This window comes from Rhodoferax ferrireducens, assembly GCF_049302455.1.
GTDB lineage: Bacteria > Pseudomonadota > Gammaproteobacteria > Burkholderiales > Burkholderiaceae_C > Rhodoferax > Rhodoferax ferrireducens_B.
This window is the reverse complement of record NZ_JBAQMD010000066.1, coordinates 1-19,883: the sequence shown is the minus strand read 5'-3', so window position 1 is coordinate 19,883 and position 19,883 is coordinate 1. Positions and strand designations below refer to the sequence as shown.

The 19,883-nt window shown below is 63.0% G+C and carries 16 protein-coding genes; 9 read left to right on the top strand and 7 right to left on the bottom strand.

Features of this window, described 5'->3' with window-relative positions; all coding sequences use genetic code 11:
- Positions 1-74 precede the first annotated feature (74 nt).
- From WA157_RS11545 to WA157_RS11520, 6 genes are all read left to right on the top strand, one after another.
- Positions 75-944: a sulfurtransferase gene (locus WA157_RS11545; RefSeq protein ID WP_422621095.1), complete on the top strand. Its 870-nt coding sequence runs from the start codon at positions 75-77 to the stop codon at positions 942-944.
- 40 nt (positions 945-984) lie between these two features.
- A complete protein-coding gene (gene ybiB, locus WA157_RS11540) occupies positions 985-1,899 on the top strand; it encodes a DNA-binding protein YbiB (RefSeq protein WP_422621094.1) in 915 nt (304 codons plus the stop codon).
- Positions 1,896-2,762, top strand: coding sequence for a uroporphyrinogen-III C-methyltransferase (gene cobA, locus WA157_RS11535; protein ID WP_422621093.1), 867 nt, complete (start codon positions 1,896-1,898; stop codon positions 2,760-2,762). The genes ybiB and cobA overlap by 4 nt, the downstream gene beginning before the upstream one ends.
- 54 nt (positions 2,763-2,816) lie before the next feature.
- Positions 2,817-4,100, top strand: coding sequence for an NAD(P)/FAD-dependent oxidoreductase (locus tag WA157_RS11530; protein ID WP_422621172.1), 1,284 nt, complete (start codon positions 2,817-2,819; stop codon positions 4,098-4,100).
- Positions 4,101-4,267: 167 nt separating this feature from the next.
- Positions 4,268-4,480 (top strand): 30S ribosomal protein S21, encoded by a 213-nt coding sequence (gene rpsU / locus WA157_RS11525; protein ID WP_011465162.1) that lies wholly within the window; start codon positions 4,268-4,270, stop codon positions 4,478-4,480.
- 148 nt (positions 4,481-4,628) lie between these two features.
- A complete protein-coding gene (locus WA157_RS11520; RefSeq protein WP_422621092.1) occupies positions 4,629-5,075 on the top strand; it encodes a GatB/YqeY domain-containing protein in 447 nt (148 codons plus the stop codon).
- An 11-nt stretch (positions 5,076-5,086) separates the two neighbouring features.
- Here the strand turns inward: WA157_RS11520 and pmbA are convergent, their stop codons facing one another.
- On the bottom strand, positions 5,087-6,493 hold the full coding sequence (gene pmbA, locus WA157_RS11515; RefSeq protein WP_422621091.1) for a metalloprotease PmbA: 1,407 nt from the start codon (positions 6,491-6,493) through the stop codon (positions 5,087-5,089).
- Positions 6,494-6,516: 23 nt separating this feature from the next.
- Here pmbA and yjgA point away from each other — a divergent pair, with 23 nt between their 5' ends.
- Positions 6,517-7,131: a ribosome biogenesis factor YjgA gene (gene yjgA / locus WA157_RS11510; RefSeq protein WP_422621090.1), complete on the top strand. Its 615-nt coding sequence runs from the start codon at positions 6,517-6,519 to the stop codon at positions 7,129-7,131.
- The gene (mog, locus tag WA157_RS11505) at positions 7,128-7,733 is read left to right on the top strand and encodes a molybdopterin adenylyltransferase (protein ID WP_422621089.1); all 606 of its coding nucleotides are present in this window, start codon (positions 7,128-7,130) and stop codon (positions 7,731-7,733) included. The genes yjgA and mog overlap by 4 nt, the downstream gene beginning before the upstream one ends.
- A gap of 63 nt (positions 7,734-7,796) precedes the next feature.
- Here the strand turns inward: mog and cysE are convergent, their stop codons facing one another.
- Both cysE and WA157_RS11495 read right to left on the bottom strand, forming a co-directional pair.
- Positions 7,797-8,570 (bottom strand): serine O-acetyltransferase, encoded by a 774-nt coding sequence (gene cysE / locus WA157_RS11500; protein WP_422621088.1) that lies wholly within the window; start codon positions 8,568-8,570, stop codon positions 7,797-7,799.
- 9 nt (positions 8,571-8,579) lie between these two features.
- Positions 8,580-9,440 carry an RNA methyltransferase gene (locus WA157_RS11495; protein WP_422621087.1) on the bottom strand — a complete coding sequence of 287 codons (861 nt, stop codon included), beginning with the start codon at positions 9,438-9,440 and terminating at the stop codon, positions 8,580-8,582.
- A gap of 99 nt (positions 9,441-9,539) precedes the next feature.
- On the opposite strand from WA157_RS11495, the gene WA157_RS11490 reads away from it, so the two are divergent.
- Complete coding sequence (locus WA157_RS11490) at positions 9,540-10,457, top strand: inositol monophosphatase family protein (protein WP_422621086.1); 918 nt, start codon at positions 9,540-9,542, stop codon at positions 10,455-10,457.
- Positions 10,458-10,475: 18 nt separating this feature from the next.
- Here the strand turns inward: WA157_RS11490 and WA157_RS11485 are convergent, their stop codons facing one another.
- The 4 genes from WA157_RS11485 to WA157_RS11470 form a co-directional block, all read right to left on the bottom strand.
- Complete coding sequence (locus WA157_RS11485; RefSeq protein ID WP_422621085.1) at positions 10,476-13,751, bottom strand: sensor domain-containing protein; 3,276 nt, start codon at positions 13,749-13,751, stop codon at positions 10,476-10,478.
- Between the two features lie 76 nt (positions 13,752-13,827).
- Entirely contained in the window at positions 13,828-14,508 is a 681-nt protein-coding gene (locus WA157_RS11480; RefSeq protein ID WP_422621084.1) for a c-type cytochrome, read from the bottom strand.
- A gap of 115 nt (positions 14,509-14,623) precedes the next feature.
- Positions 14,624-15,874 carry a TIGR03862 family flavoprotein gene (locus WA157_RS11475; RefSeq protein WP_422621083.1) on the bottom strand — a complete coding sequence of 417 codons (1,251 nt, stop codon included), beginning with the start codon at positions 15,872-15,874 and terminating at the stop codon, positions 14,624-14,626.
- Positions 15,871-19,368: a UvrD-helicase domain-containing protein gene (locus WA157_RS11470; protein WP_422621082.1), complete on the bottom strand. Its 3,498-nt coding sequence runs from the start codon at positions 19,366-19,368 to the stop codon at positions 15,871-15,873. Before WA157_RS11470 ends, WA157_RS11475 begins: the two co-directional genes overlap by 4 nt.
- Positions 19,369-19,883: the final 515 nt, after the last annotated feature.

Below are 19,883 nucleotides of genomic sequence, written 5' to 3'. Positions count from 1 at the left end.
ATTGAAACCTTGTGGGACAGACCGCCGTTACACGAAGTGAACAAGCTCTGTCCCCAACCATTTAGGAATGACCCATGTACAGCACGCTGATTTCCGTCCCCCAACTGCAAAGCCTGCTGGCCAGCGGACAACCGCTCATGGTGTTTGACTGCAGCTTTGAGCTGATGCAGCCTGAAGCAGGCGATGCACAGTACCGCCAGGCGCACATCCCGGGTGCCGTGCGCGCGGACCTGGATCGGCACTTGAGTGCCAAGGGCGCGCTAGAGGCCGCCTCGGGCGGGCGCCATCCGCTGCCCTCACGCGAAAGCTTCGCAGCCTGGCTGGGCAATATCGGCTTTGACAACAGCATGCAGGCGGTGGTGTACGACCGCCAGGGCGTCAATTACAGCGGGCGCTTGTGGTGGCTGCTGAAATGGGTCGGGCATGAAAACGTAGCGGTGCTCGATGGCGGCTGGCAGGCCTGGCTGGCCAGCGGCGGCGCCACGCAGAGCGGCCCCTGCGAGCGCGCCGAGGCCACAACTTTTGGATCAAATTACGCTCTAGCCCCCGCCAACACTGCGTTAGCAACTACTGAAACAGTAGCAAAGCAATTGGGACGGCCGACGCAGACCCTGCTTGACGCCCGTGGCGCACCGCGCTTTCGGGGCGAAGTCGAGCCACTCGACCCGGTCGCCGGCCACATCCCCGGTGCCCTGAACCGGGCCTTCAACCTCAACCTGGATGCCAGCGGCAAGTTCAAAGCCGCTACTGAGTTGCGCGCCGAGTTTGAAGCCCTGCTCGCCGGCCGCGACCCGGCGACCGTGGTGCACCACTGCGGCAGCGGCGTCAGCGCCGTGCCCAACATCATCGCCATGGAAGTCGCGGGTTTGGGCCGCACCGCGCTGTATGCGGGCAGCTGGAGCGAATGGTGCAGCGACCCGGCGCGGCCGATGGCCCAGGGTTAGCGTGCCATCGCCGTCACCACTGTTAACGGACAATCGCCCCATGGGCATCGGCAACTACATCAAGATCATCGGGCGCGGCAAGGACGGCGCGCGCGCACTCACACGCGAGCAGGCGGCCGACTTGTTTGGCCAGGTACTCGACGACACAGTCACGGAGCTGGAGATTGGCGCGTTTTGTCTGGCCATGCGCATCAAGGGCGAAACGCCGCAGGAGATGGCTGGTTTTCTGGACGCTACCGCTGCCCGGCTGCAGCCCATTCCCAGCCACGGCCGCACGGTCGTGGTGCTGCCGAGCTACAACGGTGCACGCAAACTGCCGGTGCTCACACCCTTGTTGGCGCTGCTGCTGGCACGCGAAGGTTTGCCCGTGGTGATGCACGGCGCAAGCACCGAGAATGCCCGGGTTTCAGCACAAAATGTACTCGCAGCCCTTGCGGTGCCTGCACAAGAAGCTATCGATTCAATAGCAGACGGAGAATTGCAGTTTGTTCCAACCGCACTCTTGTGCCCCGGCCTGCAACGCCTGCTGGAGGTGCGCCGCGTCGTGGGCTTGCGCAACCCGGCACACAGTCTGGTCAAGCTGCTCAACCCCTGTGACGGTCCGGCGCTGATCGTCAGCAGCTACACCCATCCCGAGTACGCAACGGCGATGACCGCGACCTTTCAACTGATACAGGGCCAGGCCCTGCTGCTGCGCGGCACCGAGGGCGAGCCGGTCGCGGACCCCCGGCGCACACCGGCCATGGACGCCATCGCCCACGGTCAGGTCACGCGGGTGCAGGAAGCGCTAGGCGGCACGCTGGCCAGCGTGCCCGGCCTGCCCCCGCCAGACGTGGCCAGCACTGCCGCATGGATACAAGCGGTGCTGAACGGTGAACAGCCGGTGCCGGCACCCATCGCCCTGCAGGTGGCACATATCGTGCATCTGTTGAGACCAACGAGGACGACAGCATGACACACACACCAACGCCGCCACCCAGCCCTGGCAAGCCCGACTTGCCAACCCACAGCGACCATCAGTTGCCGGCAACCGACTTCAGCACCCTGTCGGGTGCGGGCCGCTGCACGCTGGTCGGCGCGGGCCCGGGCGACCCCGAGTTGCTGACCCTCAAGGCTTTAAAGGCGATTCAGGCCGCCACCTTGCTGCTGGTGGATGACCTGGTGAGCGACGCGATTGTGGCGCTGGCCACACCCGGCGCCCGCGTCGTGCATGTGGGCAAGCGCGGGGGCTGCCAGTCCACGCCGCAGGCCTTTATTGAAAAACTCGCGATTATGGCGGTGCAAGAGGGTGAAACCGTGGTGCGCCTCAAAGGCGGCGACCCGTTTGTCTTTGGCCGAGGCGGCGAAGAGTTGGAGCACCTGCAGGCCGCAGGCATCCGGGTTGACGTCGTCAACGGCATCACGGCCGGCCTGGCCGCCGCGACCTCACTGGGCGTGCCGCTGACCCACCGCGAACATGCGCACGGCGTGGTGTTCATCACGGGACATGCCAAGCCGGGTGACACCGGCACCGACTGGCGCGCGCTCGCCGCCACGGCGCACAGCGCCCGCCTGACCCTGGTCATTTACATGGGCGTCAGCGGTGCCCGGCGCATTCAGGACGAGTTGCTCAGCGGCCTGCCCGCGCATACGCCCGTGGCCGTCATCCAGAACGCCAGTTTGCCCACCCAGCGCCAAGCCGTCTGCACCCTGGGCGAGTTGCAGCGCACCTTGGAGCGGGAAGATCTGGCAAGTCCCAGCGTGATTGTGGTGGGCGACGTGCTGCAGGGGCTGCTGGCACTGCAGCAGCCGCTGTCACAACAGTCTTTGCGGGCTTGACCCGAGAAGCCACGGCGGGCAGCTCACCGCACCCGACCCCGGGCGGCGCCTACACTGCGGCCCATGCAAAATTTTGACGTCGTGGTGGTGGGCGCTGGCGCCGCGGGCCTGTTCTGTGCGGGCGTGGCGGGCCAGTTGGGCCTCAAGGTGCTGGTGATCGACCACAGTGACAAGGTGGCCGAAAAAATCCGCATCTCCGGCGGTGGACGCTGCAATTTCACCAACCTGGATACCAGCGCGGCCAATTTTCTGGGCAACAACCCGAATTTTTGCCGCTCGGCCCTCTCCAGCTATACGCCGCGCCACTTCACCGACTTGTTGCAGCGCCATGGCATCGCGTTCCATGAAAAGCACAAGGGACAGCTGTTTTGCGACCGCTCGTCCGAGGACATCATCCAGATGTTGCTGGCCGAGTGCGACGCCGGTCACGTCACCCGCTGGCAGCCCTGCAGTTTAAAGAATATAGTGTTTTCGGCCTCTAGCCCGGATGCATCAAGCATAAGCAGCTATGAAATAGAGAGTGACCGGGGCACCATCCGGTGTGCTGCGGTCGTCATCGCCACCGGCGGCCTGTCGATTCCCAAAATTGGCGCGACCGATTTGGGCTACCGCATCGCCCGCCAGTTTGGTCTGCGCCAGGTCGAGCCGCGTCCCGCCCTGGTGCCACTGACTTTTGACGGTGAAGCCTGGGCCCCCTACGCTGCTCTGGCCGGCCTGTCGCTGCCGGTACAAATAGAAACTGGCAGCAAAAAAACAAAAATCAGTTTCCTGGAAGACCTGTTGTTCACGCACCGCGGCCTGAGCGGCCCGGCCGTGCTTCAGATTTCGAGCTACTGGCAGGCTGGCACGCCGATCCGGATCAACCTGGCACCCGGCACCGAGGTGCTGCAGGCGCTCATGCACGCCAAGGCCAGCTCGCGCAAACTGATCGCCAATGAGCTGGCCCATCTGGTGCCCTCGCGTCTGGCCGACGCCTGGGTGCAAGCGGGCGCCAGCGCCGGCCACGACTGGCAACGTCCGATCAACGAGGCCAGCGACAAGGCGCTGGCAGCCCTGGCCGAGCGCCTCACACGCTGGGAACTCACACCGACCGGCACCGAAGCCTATAAAAAGGCCGAGGTCACCGCTGGCGGCGTGGACACCCGGGATTTGTCGTCGCAGACGATGGAATCGAAGCAGCCTGGCCTGTATTTCATCGGCGAAGTGGTGGACGTGACCGGCTGGCTGGGTGGCTACAACTTCCAGTGGGCCTGGGCCAGCGCCTACGCCTGCGCGCAGGGCCTGGCAGCAAAACTGCTAAAAGAAATTGCGTTGGAGTCTGAGACCGGCGCCTCATGACGGCGGCACCGGACTTGAATTCGGCAGCAAGCCCGCTATAATCCAAGGCTTTGCTGGCAAACCCCCGCTGCCTGATCAACTTTAAAGCGGGGAAAAACGCACGACAACCGTCAAATGGCCCGATCTTCCTTTGGCGCACGTCTGCATATTTTGGACAACATCATTTAATGACAACCATCCGTGTAAAAGAGAACGAACCCTTTGACGTGGCGCTGCGTCGCTTCAAGCGCACCATTGAGAAACTCGGCCTTTTGACTGACTTGCGCGCCCGCGAGTTCTACGAAAAGCCCACCGCCGAGCGCAAGCGCAAGAAGGCAGCCGCCGTCAAGCGCAACTACAAGCGCATTCGCGCCATGCAGTTGCCCAAGAAAATGTACTGATCCAGTACCTCTTGCAAGGCACTTAACTTGATTAAGGCCTGAAAAAAAGCTCACCGGGGACGCTCAGGTGGGCTTTTTTTACGCCTGAATCTCGTGCGTATCAGCGCACAAACCGCATTTACAACCGACCCAACAAGGAGTTCCTCCAATGTCACTCAAAGACCAGATCACTGAAGACATGAAAAATGCCATGCGCGCCAAAGACAGCGAACGCCTGGGCACCATCCGTCTGCTGCTGGCGGCGGCCAAGCAAAAAGAAGTCGATGAGCGCGTGGTACTCGATGACGCCGCCATGGTGGCCATCGTCGACAAGCTGATCAAGCAACGCAAGGACTCGGTGGCCGCTTTTACCCAGGCCAATCGCATGGACCTGGCCGACAAGGAATCCGCCGAGATCAAGGTGCTGGAGGCCTACCTGCCCAAGCGTCTGTCGCTTGAGGAAGTGACTGCTGCGGTGCAGGCGATCGTGGCCCAGTTGGGTGCCAAGGGCCCCGGCGACATGGGCAAGGTCATGGGCGCCGTCAAAGCGCAACTGGCCGGCAAAGCCGATATGGGACAGGTGTCAGCCGCCGTCAAAGCCGCGCTGACCGCCTGACCAACGGCGCCTCAACTCCCCGCCACCTTCATCCGGTCCACCAGCACCGAACCGATGGTCTTGGCGCCGTAGTTGTAGGTGTCGGCCCCCACGGCGGTGATCCCCTTGAGCATGGCTTTCATGTTGCCCGCGATGGTGATCTCGTGCACCGGGAACGCAATGCGGCCTTTCTCGACCCAGAAGCCACTGGCACCGCGGGAGTAGTCGCCGGTCACGTAGTTCACACCGCTGCCCATCAGCTCGGTCACGAACAAGCCGGTGCCGAGTTTTTCGAGCATCGCGTTCAGGTCATCGCCGGGACGCGTCAGGCGCGACGTCAAGCTGAGATTGTGCGAGCCGCCGGCATTGCCGGTGGTCTTCATGCCCAGCTTGCGGGCCGAATAGCTGCTCAGAAAATAGCCCTGCACCCGCCCGGCTTGCACCACCTGGCGCGCCTTGACCCGGACACCCTCGTCATCAAACGGCGAGCTGCCTTTGCCGCGTTTGACAAACGGGTCTTCCAAAATATCAATGTGTTTGGCCAGCACCTGCTTGCCCAGCGAGTCGAGCAAAAATGAGCTCTTGCGGTACAAGGAGCCGCCACTGATGGCCTGCACAAAGCTGCCCAGCAGGCCAGCGGCCAGCGGCGACTCAAACAAGACCGGGCACTCGGTGGTGACAATCTTGCGCGAATTCAGACGACTCAAGGCGCGCGCGGCGGCGTAGCGTCCCACGGCTTCGGGCGAGGCCAGCTCATCGGCGTTGCGCTGGGAGCTGTACCAGGCATCGCGCTGCATGCCGCTGCCCTTACCCGCAATCGGCGACACCGACAAGGAGTGGCGCGAACTGGCATAGCCACCCCGAAAGCCATGCGTGTGCGCGCTGAAAAAATGCGATTGCTGCGCTGACACGGCGGCGCCCTCACTGTTGGTGATGCGCTTGTCGGTTTGCAAGGCCGCCGCCTCGCAAGCCATGGCGATGCTTGCCGCCTGCTCGCTGTTGATCACCCACGGGAAAAACAAATCCAGGTCTGTGCGCTGCTCCGAGGGCTGGGCAATGTCCCGTACATCGGGCAAGGCCGCAAACGGGTCTTCGGCCGTGAAGCGTGCAATGTCATACGCAGCCTGCACGGTCTGCTCGATCGCGGCTTGGGAAAAATCAGAGGTGCTGGCATTGCCCCGGCGCTGGCCCACATAGACCGTGACGCCGAGCGACTTGTCGCGGTTACGTTCCACATTTTCCAGCTCCCCCTTGCGCACCGATACGCTCAGCCCGCAGCCCTCGGACGCTTCGGCCCCGGCGTCGGTGGCGCCGATTTTTTTGGCGTGTGCCAGGGCGCTATCGACCAAGCCTTCAAAAAAAGAACGGCTGTAACTGAAGCCCCTGTCAGGGTCGCGCTGAGCGGGGGTGGCTGTCTTGGTGGTGTTGGGTTTCTTCATACGGACGGCTATGATACTTGGCTATGTCACGTAAACTAAAAAAAGGCTATTTCGTTCGCGGTGAGTTTGTTGCCGAAGGCAGCGAACGCGACCTGGAGCTCAAGCGCGAGCTCAAGGGCACCGACGAGCAAAGCCGTACCGACCTCAAGCGCGAAAGCCTTGAGCTGCAAAAGCTCGGTGAAGACCTGCTGACGCTACGCGCCGACCTGATGGCACGGTTGAACTTGTCCGAAAAGCTCAAAGACGCCGTGGTGGAGGCCAAACGCATCACCAACTTCGAGGGCAAGCGCCGCCAGATGCAATACATCGGCAAGATGATGCGGCTGCTGGATCCGGCCACGCTGGAGGCTGTGCGCACCACCTTGCATGAGCAGAACAACGGCTCCGCGCAGGAAAATCTGGTGCTGCACCTGGCCGAGACCTGGCGCGATCGCCTGGTCGCCGACGAGGACGCCTTTGGCGAATGGATCAGCCAGTACCCCGACACCGACAGCCAGCAACTGCGCGCCCTGACCCGCCAGGCCCGCAAGGACGCCAAACCCGAGAAGCCCGGTGAGGCGGTGCGCCATGGCCGCGCCTACCGGGATATTTTTCAACTGGTGCGTGAACAGCTCGGTCGCCCGCAGGAGTCGGCATGAGCGCAGCAGCTTCTTCCCCTTTCGACCCCATCAAGATCGGCATCGTTTCCATCAGCGACCGGGCCTCCGGCGGCATCTATGTGGACAAAGGCCTGCCCGCCCTGCAAGACTGGCTCACCCGCGCCCTCAAGAACCCGCTGCAGTTTGAGCCGCGCCTGATCCCGGATGAGCAAGCCACCATCAGCGCCACGCTGATTGAACTGGTGGATGCCGGCTGCGCCCTGGTGTTAACCACCGGTGGCACCGGCCCGGCCCTGCGCGACGTCACGCCCGAGGCCACGCTGGCCGTGGCGCACAAGGAGATGCCGGGGTTTGGGGAACAAATGCGCCAGGTCAGCCTGCAGTTTGTGCCGACGGCCATTTTGTCGCGCCAAGTGGCGGTGATTCGCAACCAGACCCTGATCATCAACCTGCCGGGTCAGCCCAAGGCGATTGCTGAAACCCTCGAAGGCCTGCGCGGCAGCGATGGCGCTGTTCTGATGGCCGGCATCTTTGCAGCCGTGCCGTATTGCATCGACCTGATTGGCGGGCCGTATCTGGAAACCGACGAGGCCGTGTGCAAAGCGTTCCGCCCGAAGGCGGCCATCCGCACGTTTTCTTGATCAAAACGCCTTCTAGCCCCCGTACGCACTGCGTAGACAGCTATTTAATCAATAGCAAAGAAGTTACTTGCCGACCAGCTGATTGAGCTTCTCGGCCTCAAAATGTTCGCTGACCGCGGCATCCCCCGGCACCACACTGGCGTCATGCCGTTGCGCGGTGAGCTGCTCCATCGCCTTCCACAGCATTGAAATCTGATGTTCCTGCGTGGAAGCGTTGTCGATCAGGCCGCGCATAGCCTGGCTCAGCGGGTCGTCGTTTTGCGTCACACCGTAAGCTGAAAACCCCATCTTGGAGGCGGCTTCTTCACGCTTGACATCAAGCTCGGCCTGAATGATGCGCGCCGGGTTGCCGACCGCCGTGGCACCGGCCGGTACCGGCTTGGTCACCACCGCGTTCGACCCTACTTTGGCCCCATCACCGACCGTGAAGCCGCCCAGCACTTGCGCACCCGCCCCCACCACCACATTGCGACCCAGCGTGGGGTGGCGCTTGACGCCTTTGTAGAGCGAGGTGCCGCCCAGCGTGACGCCCTGGTAAATGGTGCAACCGTCGCCAATCTCGGCCGTCTCGCCCACCACCACGCCCATCGCATGGTCAAAAAATACGCGTTCGCCGATCTTGGCGCCGGGGTGAATTTCAATGCCGGTCAAAAAGCGGGCGATGTGGGAGGTGAAGCGACCCAGCCACTTGAAACCGTGTTGCCAGCACCAGTGCGCCAGCCGATGCAACACCACGGCGTGCAAACCGGGGTAGCAGGTCAACACTTCCCAGCGCGTGCGAGCAGCCGGGTCGCGCTCAAGAATGCATTCAATGTCGGAGCGGATTCGGGAAAACATAGCTGAAGTCTAGCCTTTGACCGAAGCCGTAGCGGGCGTCAGGGCCTCGGGCCGCGCCGCGTTCTGCAACATCGCTTTGGCAATGCCGCGCAGAATGTGAACCTCTTCCTGCGTGACACCGGCCCGGTTGAACAGCTGATTGAGCCGGGGCATCAATTTTTTGGGCGCTTGCGGGTCCAGAAAACCAATCGCCTGCAGCGACTGCTCCAGATGCCCCAACATGCCCGCCACTTGGGCTGCATCGGCCAGCACCGGCTCAAGGGTTGCGGATTGAACGGGAAAAGCGCCCAAGGCCAGCCGCCATTCGTAAGCAATCACCTGCACCGCCGCACCCAGATTCAGCGAGCCAAATTGGGGGTCGCTCGGAATACTCAGGGCCACGTGACAGCGGTAAACATCTTCATTGCGCATGCCAAAACGCTCGCAGCCAAACAGGAAGCCCATGCCGCGCTCGGGCGCTGCAACAGGTGCCTGCACGAGTTCAGACGGCGCCGGCACAGGCTCAATTTTATAAGCCAAATCAGCCTCTAGCCACCGTGAAATATGCGTCAGCCGCTCTTTTTTTAAGAGCGACTCAAAATGCTCACGCGGCGTCGCCGTGGGCGGGCCAAAGTCGCGCGGCGTCATGGCCGTGGCGCACAAATGCGTCATACCCTCCAGCGCCTCGTCGAGCGTGTCCACAATGCGGGCGTTTTTGAGCACGTCCAGGGCGCCACTGGCGCGCTGGATGGTTTCTTCACGCCTGAGCACATTGGCCCAGCGCGGGGCCACCAGCACCAGGTCGGTGAAACCCATGGTTTTCATGGCACGGGCAGCAGCCCCGACATTGCCGGCGTGGCTGGTGTTGATCAGGATGAAACGTGTTTGCATGGACTGGAAAATCTGGAAATCACCGGGGCGGATAAAATCCCGCTATTGTCGCCGCCCGCATCGCCGGGCAGCTCCCCTCCCCGTTCTTAACAAATATATATGGCCTCCCCCAATCTGCATCCCATGATCAATGTGGCCGTCAAGGCCGCCCGCGCTGCGGGGTCCATCATCAACCGCGCCGCGCTTGACGTCGAGGCGGTTCGCATCTCGCAAAAGCAGGTGAATGATTTCGTCACCGACGTGGATCAGGCGGCCGAAGCAGCCATCATCGAAACCCTGCTCACCGCCTACCCCGGCCATGGCATCTGGGCGGAAGAATCAGGCCGCGAGCACGGTGCCAAAGACTCCGAATTTGTCTGGATCATTGACCCGCTGGACGGCACCACCAATTTCATCCACGGTTTTCCGGTCTATTGCGTCAGCATTGCACTGGCGGTCAAGGGCAAGATTGAGCAGGCCGTCATTTATGACCCCAGCCGCAACGACCTGTTCACCGCCACCAAAGGACGCGGCGCTTACCTGAACGACCGGCGCCTGCGCGTGTCCAAGCGCATCCGCCTGCAGGAGTGCCTGATCTCCACCGGCTTCCCGTTCCGCCCCGGTGATGATTTCCCGAGCTACCTGCGCATGATGGCGGACTTGATGCCAAAGACAGCCGGTCTGCGTCGCCCCGGCGCTGCGGCGCTGGACCTGGCCTATGTGGCGGCCGGTTACACCGACGGCTTTTTTGAGGCCGGCCTGCAGCCCTGGGACGTGGCAGCAGGCTCCTTGATGGTGACCGAAGCCGGTGGCCTGGTCGGCAATTTCACCGGTGAGCCTGAATTTCTGGAGCACAAAGAGTGCATGGCTGGCAACCCGCGTGTTTATGGTCAGTTGGTCGGCATTTTGGGGAAATACAGCAAATTTGCCAGCGCGGGCGAAAAAGCAGCGCTGCGCCAGTCCAATCTGACATCAGCCACGAGTAACGCCGTTGATGCCGATGGCACGCCCCCGGCGGCGACTGACGCACCGCTGTAGCCCGTCACTCGCCGCTAATCAGCCCCCCAGCCTCAATTGATCGATGGGCACCGGCTTGCCAAACAAATAGCCCTGGAACCGGGTGCAGCCGTGTTGCAATAAAAAATCACGCTGGCCAACCGTCTCCACACCTTCGGCCACCACCCCCAACCCCAGGCTCTGTCCCAGGGCCAGCACGGTGCGCGCAATGGCGGCATCGTTCGGGTCGGTCAGCACATCGCGCACAAACGACTGATCAATCTTGAGTTGTTGCAGCGGCAACAGCTTGAGGTAAGACAGCGACGAATAACCGGTGCCAAAGTCATCCAGTGAGAAGCGCACACCGACGTCGCGCAACGCGCTCATTTTTGCGATAGCGTCCTGGGTATCGGTGAGCAACAGGCTCTCGGTCAGCTCCAGCTTCAGACGTTTCGGGTTGGCGCCGGTCTGGCGCAACAAGGCCAGCACCTGCTGCACAAACTCCGGCTGGCGGAACTGGCGCGCACTCACATTCACCGCCATGGTCAGGCGTTCGGTAGCCGCCTGCTCCGACCAGCTCACCAGTTGCATGCAGGCTACTTGCAACACCCACTGCCCCAGCGGCAGGATCAGCCCGGTTTGCTCCGCCATCGGGATGAATTCCAGCGGGGCAACCAGGCCGCGCTGCGGATGTTGCCAGCGCACCAGCGCCTCGACGCCGACCACGCGCGCGTCCTGATCAACCACCGGTTGGTAGAACAACACCAGCTCGTCACGCGCCAGGCCGTGGCGCAGTTCCAGCTCCAGTGCCGTGCGCTGCGTCACCAGCGCCTGCATGGTCGGGTCGAAAAAGCGCAGCGTGTTGCGCCCCGCAGACTTGGCCTCGTACATCGCCAGATCGGCCTGTTTCAACAGGTCGTCCAGGGTCTGATGCTGGTTGTCAAACAAGGTGACGCCAATGCTGGGCGTGCTGTGGTGCTCCGCGCTGCCCAGCCGGTAAGGCTGGTTGAGCTGAGCCATGATCTTGCGTCCCACCTGCTCGACTTGCGTGATGGCATCAGCCTGGGTGCGCTCCAGGCCCTGCAACATCACCACAAACTCGTCGCCACCGAGTCGCGCCACCGTATCGGTCTCGCGCACACTGGCCAGCAGACGTTTGGCCACCTGCTGCAAGAGCGCGTCGCCCACATCGTGGCCCTGTGTGTCGTTGAGGTCCTTGAAGTTGTCCAGATCGATGAACAGCAGCGCGCCGGCGCCGTGTTCGCGCGCGCTGCTCACCAGCGCCTGCTGCAGGCGGTCCATCAGCAAACGGCGATTGGGCAGATCGGTCAGCACGTCATAAAACGCCAGTCGCTCAATCTTTTCCTCGGCCCGTTTGCGCTCGGAAATGTCACGCCCAATGCCCCGGTAGCCCTTGAACTGGCCCTGTATATCAAAAATCGGCGTGCCACTGATGGCCACCCAAGTCAGGCAACCGGCCGCGTCGGTGCACAGCATCTCAAAATCGTGAAAGGTTTCATGTGCCTGCAGCACCGCCCGGTGTGCTGCCCACTGCGCCTTGCTGACGCCCTGCGCATCGGTTTCCCAGCGTGTGACGCCAAGATAGTTGTCCTCGGGCAAGCGCATGCTGGTCTGCGAGCTGCCATCGAGTCGAACAAAACGAAATTGTGCGTCCTGCTCCCAATACCAGTCCGATGAGAGTTCCGTCAAGGCCCGAAAACGGGCTTCACTTTCACGCAAGCGCTCCTCGGACTGCTTGCGCGCGGTGATGTCGGTGATCAAGCCATTCCACAGCACCGTGCCATCCGCCTCGCGCTCAGGCGTGGCCTGGCCCATCAGCCAGCGGACCTCGCCGTCCTCAAAGCGCAGACGGTATTCATAACGCCAGGGGGCCAGCTCCCGCGCAGAAGCCATGATGGAGGCGACAAATCCTGGCAGGTCCTCGGGATGATGCAGTTTCAGCGTGCCCGATACATCCTGCATGATCTGTTCCGGCGACACCCGGTAAATCTCGCGCACCAGGTCGCTGACGTAGCCAAACTGAAACCTGCCATCGGTCTTGAGCCGCAACTGAAACACCATACCGGGCACCCGGCTGGTGATCTTTTGAATAAAGCCGAGCCGGTCCTGCAACGCCAGGGCCGCAGCCCGTTCGTGCGTGATGTCCTGCACCACGCCGAAATCAATCGCGTCGGCACCTTCACCCGACCCATGTTGCATGCGCGAACGATGCCAGTGCATGCGGCCATCCGGATGCTCCCATTGATACTCCACGATCGTGCCATCGACCGCACGCCTGGCTTGGGCAAATTTTTCCTGGTCCTCGGCCCGGATGCGACTGCGCCCTGCCGACCGATGCATCACCGAGCCGGGCACCAGCCCGGCCAGACGGTACATGCCCTTGGACCAGCGCAGAGTAGCCGGGTCAGCGCCAGAGGTCCAGTAGCCCACCGCGGCCAGACTCTCCATCGACTCAAACAGATGAATTTGCTGATTCAACCGCTCATTGGTCGATTTCAAAAGCTGCTCACTGGCCAGCAACTCGGCCTGCATGGCGCGCTCGGACGTCACGTCTTTGAGATAGCTCAAAAAATAGGCGGTGTGGCCGATCTCGATGCGGGCGGCATTGAGTTGCAGGACGAGTTGGCGCCCGTCCTGGCGGACGAACGGCAGGTCCAGATTGCGCAGGCGAGCGCCTTCGCAAGCCTGCGCCAACGCGTCATCATGCGCAGTGCCATCGGGCCAAAGACCCAACTCGACCGAGGTCCGCCCCAGCACCTCCTGCAAGGACAGACCGGTCAGCAGCGTCCATTGTTCATTGACGTCGACATAGGCCCCATCGCGTTCACGGTTCAGCGATATGGCCACCGGACTCTGGCTGAACACGGCGGCGAGTTGCTGCTGCGAGCGCATGCGCAGCGCCTGGGTCTCCAGCGCGCCCGCGCTGTCCCAGAACTTCACCACCGCCCGCGCAGGCGCCAGCTGGAACGCAAAGAACGTGAAGGATTTACCCGACAACAAACCCTCGCCGAGCAGGCTGCGCGGCTCGATCACGTCGCCGTGCAGCGCCACCTCCAACAAGGCGGCCGGCAGCTCCGTGGCTGACAAGCCCGGCAACAGCGTCAACAAAGGCTGACCCAAAAACGGCACACAGGCCTTGCCCAGCAGTTGTTCGGCCTGGACATCAAAGCCGACCAGCAGCAGACTGTCGCCCTCACACAGCTCGAACTCAAGTTTGCCGATCAACCCGCCCGCAACATCGGCCACGGCCTGCAAACGGCGTTGCGCGTCAAACAACGCCGTTTGCAGGCGACGGACTTCCTCGGACGGACTCATTTTTGCGGCAGGCAGGTCATCAAGGCTCAACTCAGTTGCTTCGGTGATGACAGCTTAAGGTTTTGGATTCAACCGGTCAATGCATGCTGGAAACATAGTCAACCAGCGCCACCATGTCCTGGTCAGTCAGTCCTTGCATGACTCTGGTCATCGCCGCAAACAGGCGCTCACCGGTCTGCTTGCGATAGCGCTCCAGAGACATATTGAGGTAACCAGGTTGCTGACCGGCGACAAGAGGCAGCGATTCGGCCCCCGCTCCATCGTCGCCGTGGCATTTCAGGCAGCGCGCGTTATAGATCGCCTTGCCGGTTGCCGCCGCCGCCCCCGGGGCGCGCGATGCAATGGAACTCTGCTGGGCATAGAAGTCAGCCACCGCTGCCTTTTCATCCTCGCTCATCGCCCGGGTCAGGCCGCGCATGAATTTGGAATGAGAGCCTTCCTTGCGTTCACCCGTGCTGAACTTGCGCAACTGCTCATAGACATAGGTCACATTTTGCGCCGCCATATTGGGCACATCCGCTGTCGTGCTGGTGCCTTTAAGGCCGTGGCAACTGGCACAAACTTCGGCCACACGCTGACCGGTCTTCACAAAAGCCGCCCTTTTGTAGGCGTCGCGCGTCGCGGCGTCAACAATCGCCTGGGCTTTGGACGGCGTTGCAGCAGCGACCGGCGGCGCAGCGAACACCGAGGGTGACAGGGCAAACGCGAAAAAACCCATCAGTGAGCCAACCAGACCGGATCGAAATGTGCAGCGCATGGGTTCCTTGCAAATCAGCCATCAAAGATGAAATTTTATCGCTCGGGTATCGGTGAAGAACGCGTGATGACGGCATGCGCGGGTCCGTCGGCGAGATGAAAGAAGGAGGAGAAGGCTATTTGACCCCCAGATACGCCAGCACCCCGGCGCCCGCCTGATGCCCGCTGGCAAAGCAGGCCGTCAGCAGGTAGCCCCCGGTCGGGGCCTCCCAGTCCAGCATCTCACCGGCGCAAAAGACGCCGGGCAGTTGCTCCAGCATCAGGTGTTGATCCATCACCTCAAACAGCACGCCACCGGCGCTGCTGATGGCTTCATCGAGCGGGCGCGCCGCCACCAGCGTGATGGGCAGGGCCTTGATGGCGCCAGCCAGCGCGGCGGGGTCATTGAGTTGCTCCTTGCTCAAGCGCTCGTGCAGCAAGGCGGCCTTGATCCCGTCAATGTGCAAGCGGCTTTTCAGGTGACTGGAAAGCGAGCGCGAGCCGCGCGGGTGGGTCACCTCGGCCAGCACCTGCTCGGGCGTGCGGTCGGGCAGCAAATCAAGATAGGACGTCGCGTGGCCCTGCTTGATGATCTCGTCACGCAACAGGCTGGACGCCGCGTAGATCAGGCTGCCCTCGACCCCCGCGGCGGTGGCGACGAACTCGCCTTTGCGCCGGAAGCTGACACCCTGTGAGTTGGTGAACTCAATGGCCACCGACTTGAAGGGCTGACCGGCAAAACGACTGGCGAAATGCTCGCTCCAGCCGCCCTGGGCGTCAAAACCGCAGTTGGCGGGCAGCAGCGGCGCCACCGCCACGCCGCGTGCCTGCAGCCACGGCACCCAGGCGCCGTTGGAGCCCAAGCGGGCCCAACTGCCGCCGCCCAGGGCCAGCACCACGGCGTCAGCTTGCGCTTGGCTCGGTCCGCCCGGGCCGTCAAAGGTGAGCGTGGTGCTCGCCTGTTCAGTGGCCCAGCCGGTCCAGCGCTGGCGCATGTGAAACTGCACGCCCGGCCCGGCTACCGGATGGCGCAGGCGGTGCAGCCAGGCGCGCAGCAGCGGGGCGGCCTTCATGTCCACCGGAAACACCATCCCCGAACTGCCAACAAAGGTATCCACGCCCAAGGCTTTGGCCCAGGCGCGCACCTGCGTGGCATCAAAACCCCGCAGCAAGGCCTCAATCTGCGTGCGCCGCGCGCCATAGCGGGAGGCAAAAATAGCGGCCGGCTCGGCGTGTGTCAGGTTCAAGCCGCCCTTGCCCGCGAGCAAAAACTTGCGCCCCACCGAAGGCATGGCGTCATACACATGCACCTCAAGCCCGGCCGCCGACAACACGTCAGCGGCCATCAAACCGGCGGGGCCGCCCCCGACCACAATCACTTTTTTCATGCACTGTTCCAATTCACTTCATTCACTTCGATCAAGGCGCCGTGCGCGGTCAAGAACGCGGCCTTGACCACCGCATCCGGATAAATGGCCTGCACGGCCGCCCGGTAGTCGCGCAACTGCGCCAGCAGTTCCGCTTGTTCATGGGGCGCCGGGGCCGACTTGTAGTCCAGCACCCACCAATGGCCCGCGTGCTGTGCGTCCGTGCGCTGCACCAAGCGATCCAGGCGCAGGCATTGGCCTTGGTACAGCAACTCAATCTCATTGCCCTGCCAAGCCAGCCTTGTATTGTCCCAGGCCCAGGCGCCCTCGCCTTGCAGGATACGCGCGGCCATGGCGGCGGCCTGTGCGCCCTGCTCGGGCGTGAGCGCAAATTCACGCGCACAGGCGGCCGTATTGGCCAGCGTCGCGTCGCCCCATTCCAGCAGCCGGTGCATGGCCTTGCCCAGGCGGGCGCTGAGCACGTCAGCGTCAGCGTCGTCAGCACCGGGACTTGCACCCAAATTTGCTTCGCTTTTGATAGCTACCTGCCTATATTCCACGGGGGCTACAGGCAGTTCTTTTATATAGAACACAGCATCGGCCACGGTCACCGCCGCCGCACCGGGAGGCGCCGCCGCCAAGGCGGCTGCAACTGCGGGCGCCGCCGGCTGGGCCAGGTCGCTCAGGCGCTGCCACCAACTGCGCTCGGCGCTGCGGTAGGGTGCGATGCTGGAAATAGCCAGCGTGCGGCGCGCCCGCGTCAGTGCGACGTACAGGGCATTGAGCTCTTCGCGCTGGCGCTCCAGCCGCTCGGCCTCCAGCGTGGGCACGGCGCAGGCGGGCGGTTGGCTCTCACTGGCCAGAAAAACAAATTTGCTCGGCCACGCGGCCTCCCCCGGCCAGTCGATCAGCACGCCCATGGTGTCGGCGTTGCGCTCGGGCGTGTCGGTGTCAAGCAAGAGCACGACCTGCGCCTCCAGCCCTTTGGCGCCGTGCACGGTGAGCAGGCGCACGGCCTGCGGGTTGACGGCAGCAGGCGCCAGCACGCCGCCACTTTTAAGGGCGCGCACAAACGCATAAGGCGTCGAAAACCGTCCGCCGTCGAGCTGCAGCGACATCCCCAGCAAGGCCGTCAGGTTGGCCAGCACGGCATCGCGCTGGCTGGCCGGTGCCGCCGCCGCAAAGCGGGCCAGCACGTCGCCGTCAAAGTAAATGGCCTGCAGCGCATCGTGCGGCGGCAATTGATCCAGCCAGCCTTTCCATCGCATCAAACAAGCCGCTAGCCCCCGTCCATCCTGCGTCGATAGCTCTGATTTTTGAAGCACATCAAACCATGACCAATCGGCGGGTGGCTGCGACTGCGCCCGCACCGCTTGCGCCAGTTGCACCAGCGCAGCGTCGGGCATGTCAAACAGGGGCGACTTGAGCACCCGCGCCAGCGACAGGTCGTGCCGGGGCGACACCAGCACGTCCAGCAAGGCGACCAGGTCCTGCACCTCGCAGCAGTCAATGAGATTGGTTTTCTCGCCAATCTGGGCCGCGATGTGCAACTTGCGCAACTCCAACTGCAGGGGCAGCAAGCCGGCGCGCTTGCGTGACAGCACCATGACATCGGCCGCCTGCAGGCCACAACCCTCGGTATCCGGCGACTCTGCGTTGGCCAACTGCTGCGCAATCCAGTGCGCCGCCTGGCGCGCCTCCAGGGTGCGCAGGGTTTCCTCCGGCAGTTCGCGCGGCGTGTCCAGGCTGTCGCGCCAGCCGGCGCTGGCCGTCCCGCCCCCTTCGGTCTCATCGCCGCTGGATGCGGCCCCCGCCAGGCGCTCTGGCCTGGCAATCGGTGGCAGCTTGCAAACCAGTCCCAGCTCGGAGGCGCTGGTCGTATGCGCTCTGAACCCCTCGTAGCCATCGGCCTGCACCGCCTGCGTCATGACCGCATTCACGACGGCGATGACCCCGGTGGCGTTGCGCCGGGTGTGGTCGCAACTGAGCAGGTCGCCGTTCAAACCGTCGCGCACAAAGGCTTTGGCCGCCTTGAACACTTGCGGCTCGGCGCGGCGAAAGCGGTAAATGCTTTGCTTGGGGTCGCCCACGATGAACACACGGGGCGCCGTGGCGCCAGCGCCACCACTTGCGCCCCCGCCCGTGCCCGCGTAACCACTGAGCCAGGACTTGAGCGCCTGCCACTGCAGCGGGTTGGTGTCCTGAAACTCGTCGATCAGCAGGTGTTTGATGCGCGCATCGAGCCGCTCCTGCACCCAACCGCAGAGCACCGGGTCACTGAGCATCACCAATGCGGCGCGCTCCACGTCGTTCATGTCAACCCAGCCGTGCTCCCGTTTGAGGGCCGCGAACTCTGTCAAAAGTGCCCGGGTCAGGCGCGCCATGCGTTGCTGGTAAGTCCAGGCCGCGTGTTGCAAGCGGGCCGCCACCACGCGCAGCACCAGGTCCTGGGCCTCGCGCACGGCCTCAATACCGGCGATCTTCTCGCTGAACTTGCGCGGCGCGTCCTTGTCGGTCAGCAAGGCGGCAAACGCGGCCGACAGGTCACCGCTCGAGAGCGCCATTTCAAGCTCCACCCCTTTGGCAGAAAAGGTCTTGGCACCGGCGCCACCCAGGGCCTTTGCCGCCGCCAGCAGGGTTTGCCAATGCAGCGGGTTGGCGCGCAAAAAATCATCGGGCGCAGCCAAACCGGCAAACTCGGGAAATTGCGTGGCAAAGGGCAGTACCGAGCGCAGTACCACCTGTTGCGCATCGGCCAGGGCAAATTCGGTGCGCTTGTCGAGCGCGGTTTGCAGGGCTTTGTCGGTCTGCGCGCGGCCGTAGTCAAACACCACCGCCTCGTAATCAAACTGCAGGGTGGAACCGGATGATTCATCGGGCGCACCACCACCGCACTCGGCGCCGTCGACCGGGGCTTGCGCGGGGCGCAACAGCGCGGCATAAAAACGCCGCCAGACCAGGGCTTTGGCCGGTGCATCGTCCTCCAGCAACTGGTAGTTGGCCGGCAGCTCCATCTGCTGCAAAACCGCCAGCGGCGCACTGCGCAGCAAGGCAGCAAACCAGCTGTGGAAAGTGCGCACCTGCACCTGGCGCCCGCTGCGCAAGATATTTTGATACAACTTTGATAGCTGCTCAGGCAGCATGGACGGTGGCTGGAGCTCGTTTTTATCTAAGACGCCACGCAGCGTCAGCTCCTTGAGCAGAGTGGCGTGATCGGCCACGGCAAACTCTGCCAGCCATTGATACAGCCGCTCGCGCATCTCGCTGGCCGCCCGCTTGGTGAAGGTGATGGCCAAAATCTCGTGCGGCTGCACCCGCAACTCACCACTCGACGCATCCACCCCGTCAAGCAAAGCACGCACGATGCGCGACACCAGCATCCAGGTCTTGCCGGCACCGGCGCAAGCCTCCACCGCGACACTGCGGCGCGGGTCGCAGGCTATTGAATAGAAAACCTCGGCGCTGATGAGCTGGCCGTTGTGCTCGTAGGCTGGGGCGGGTTGAGGATTAGGCATTTTTGGGGTCTCTTTTGCATGGTTCAAATGCAATTCGGTCTGCATGGCTTGATCCGTCAACCCGGCTATTAGTTGCGCCTTTGTTTTTTAGGCGTTGTATCCCCCCCCTCTCCCCAACCCTCTCCACCCCCGCCGGGGCGGAAAGGGAGCTAACAGCCACATTTGGCCGCGTCTTACAAGGTCGGAAAAAGGCGCGCATGGGCGCGTTGCCATCAAACTGACTGCGCGGTTTTTCGATGGGTTGCAAGCACTTCGCGGCCTGCTGGCGCAGCGCGGAAATTGACTTGAGCGCCTCGTGGCTGCGTTGCACCCACTTTGAGGCAAGCACACGCTCGATCACCAGATTTCCCACCTTCAAACACGCGGCCAAATGAAGCCCCCCTCTTTCGGTTATTGGGGTCAGACACCAATTTCGCTGCGGCGCATGGCGCCGCTCCCTTTGGGCGAGCCGTCGGCTCGGCGAATTTGGGCTCTGACCCCAAAAACCCGGGTTGGGGGAGTGAGTGGGGGAAAAA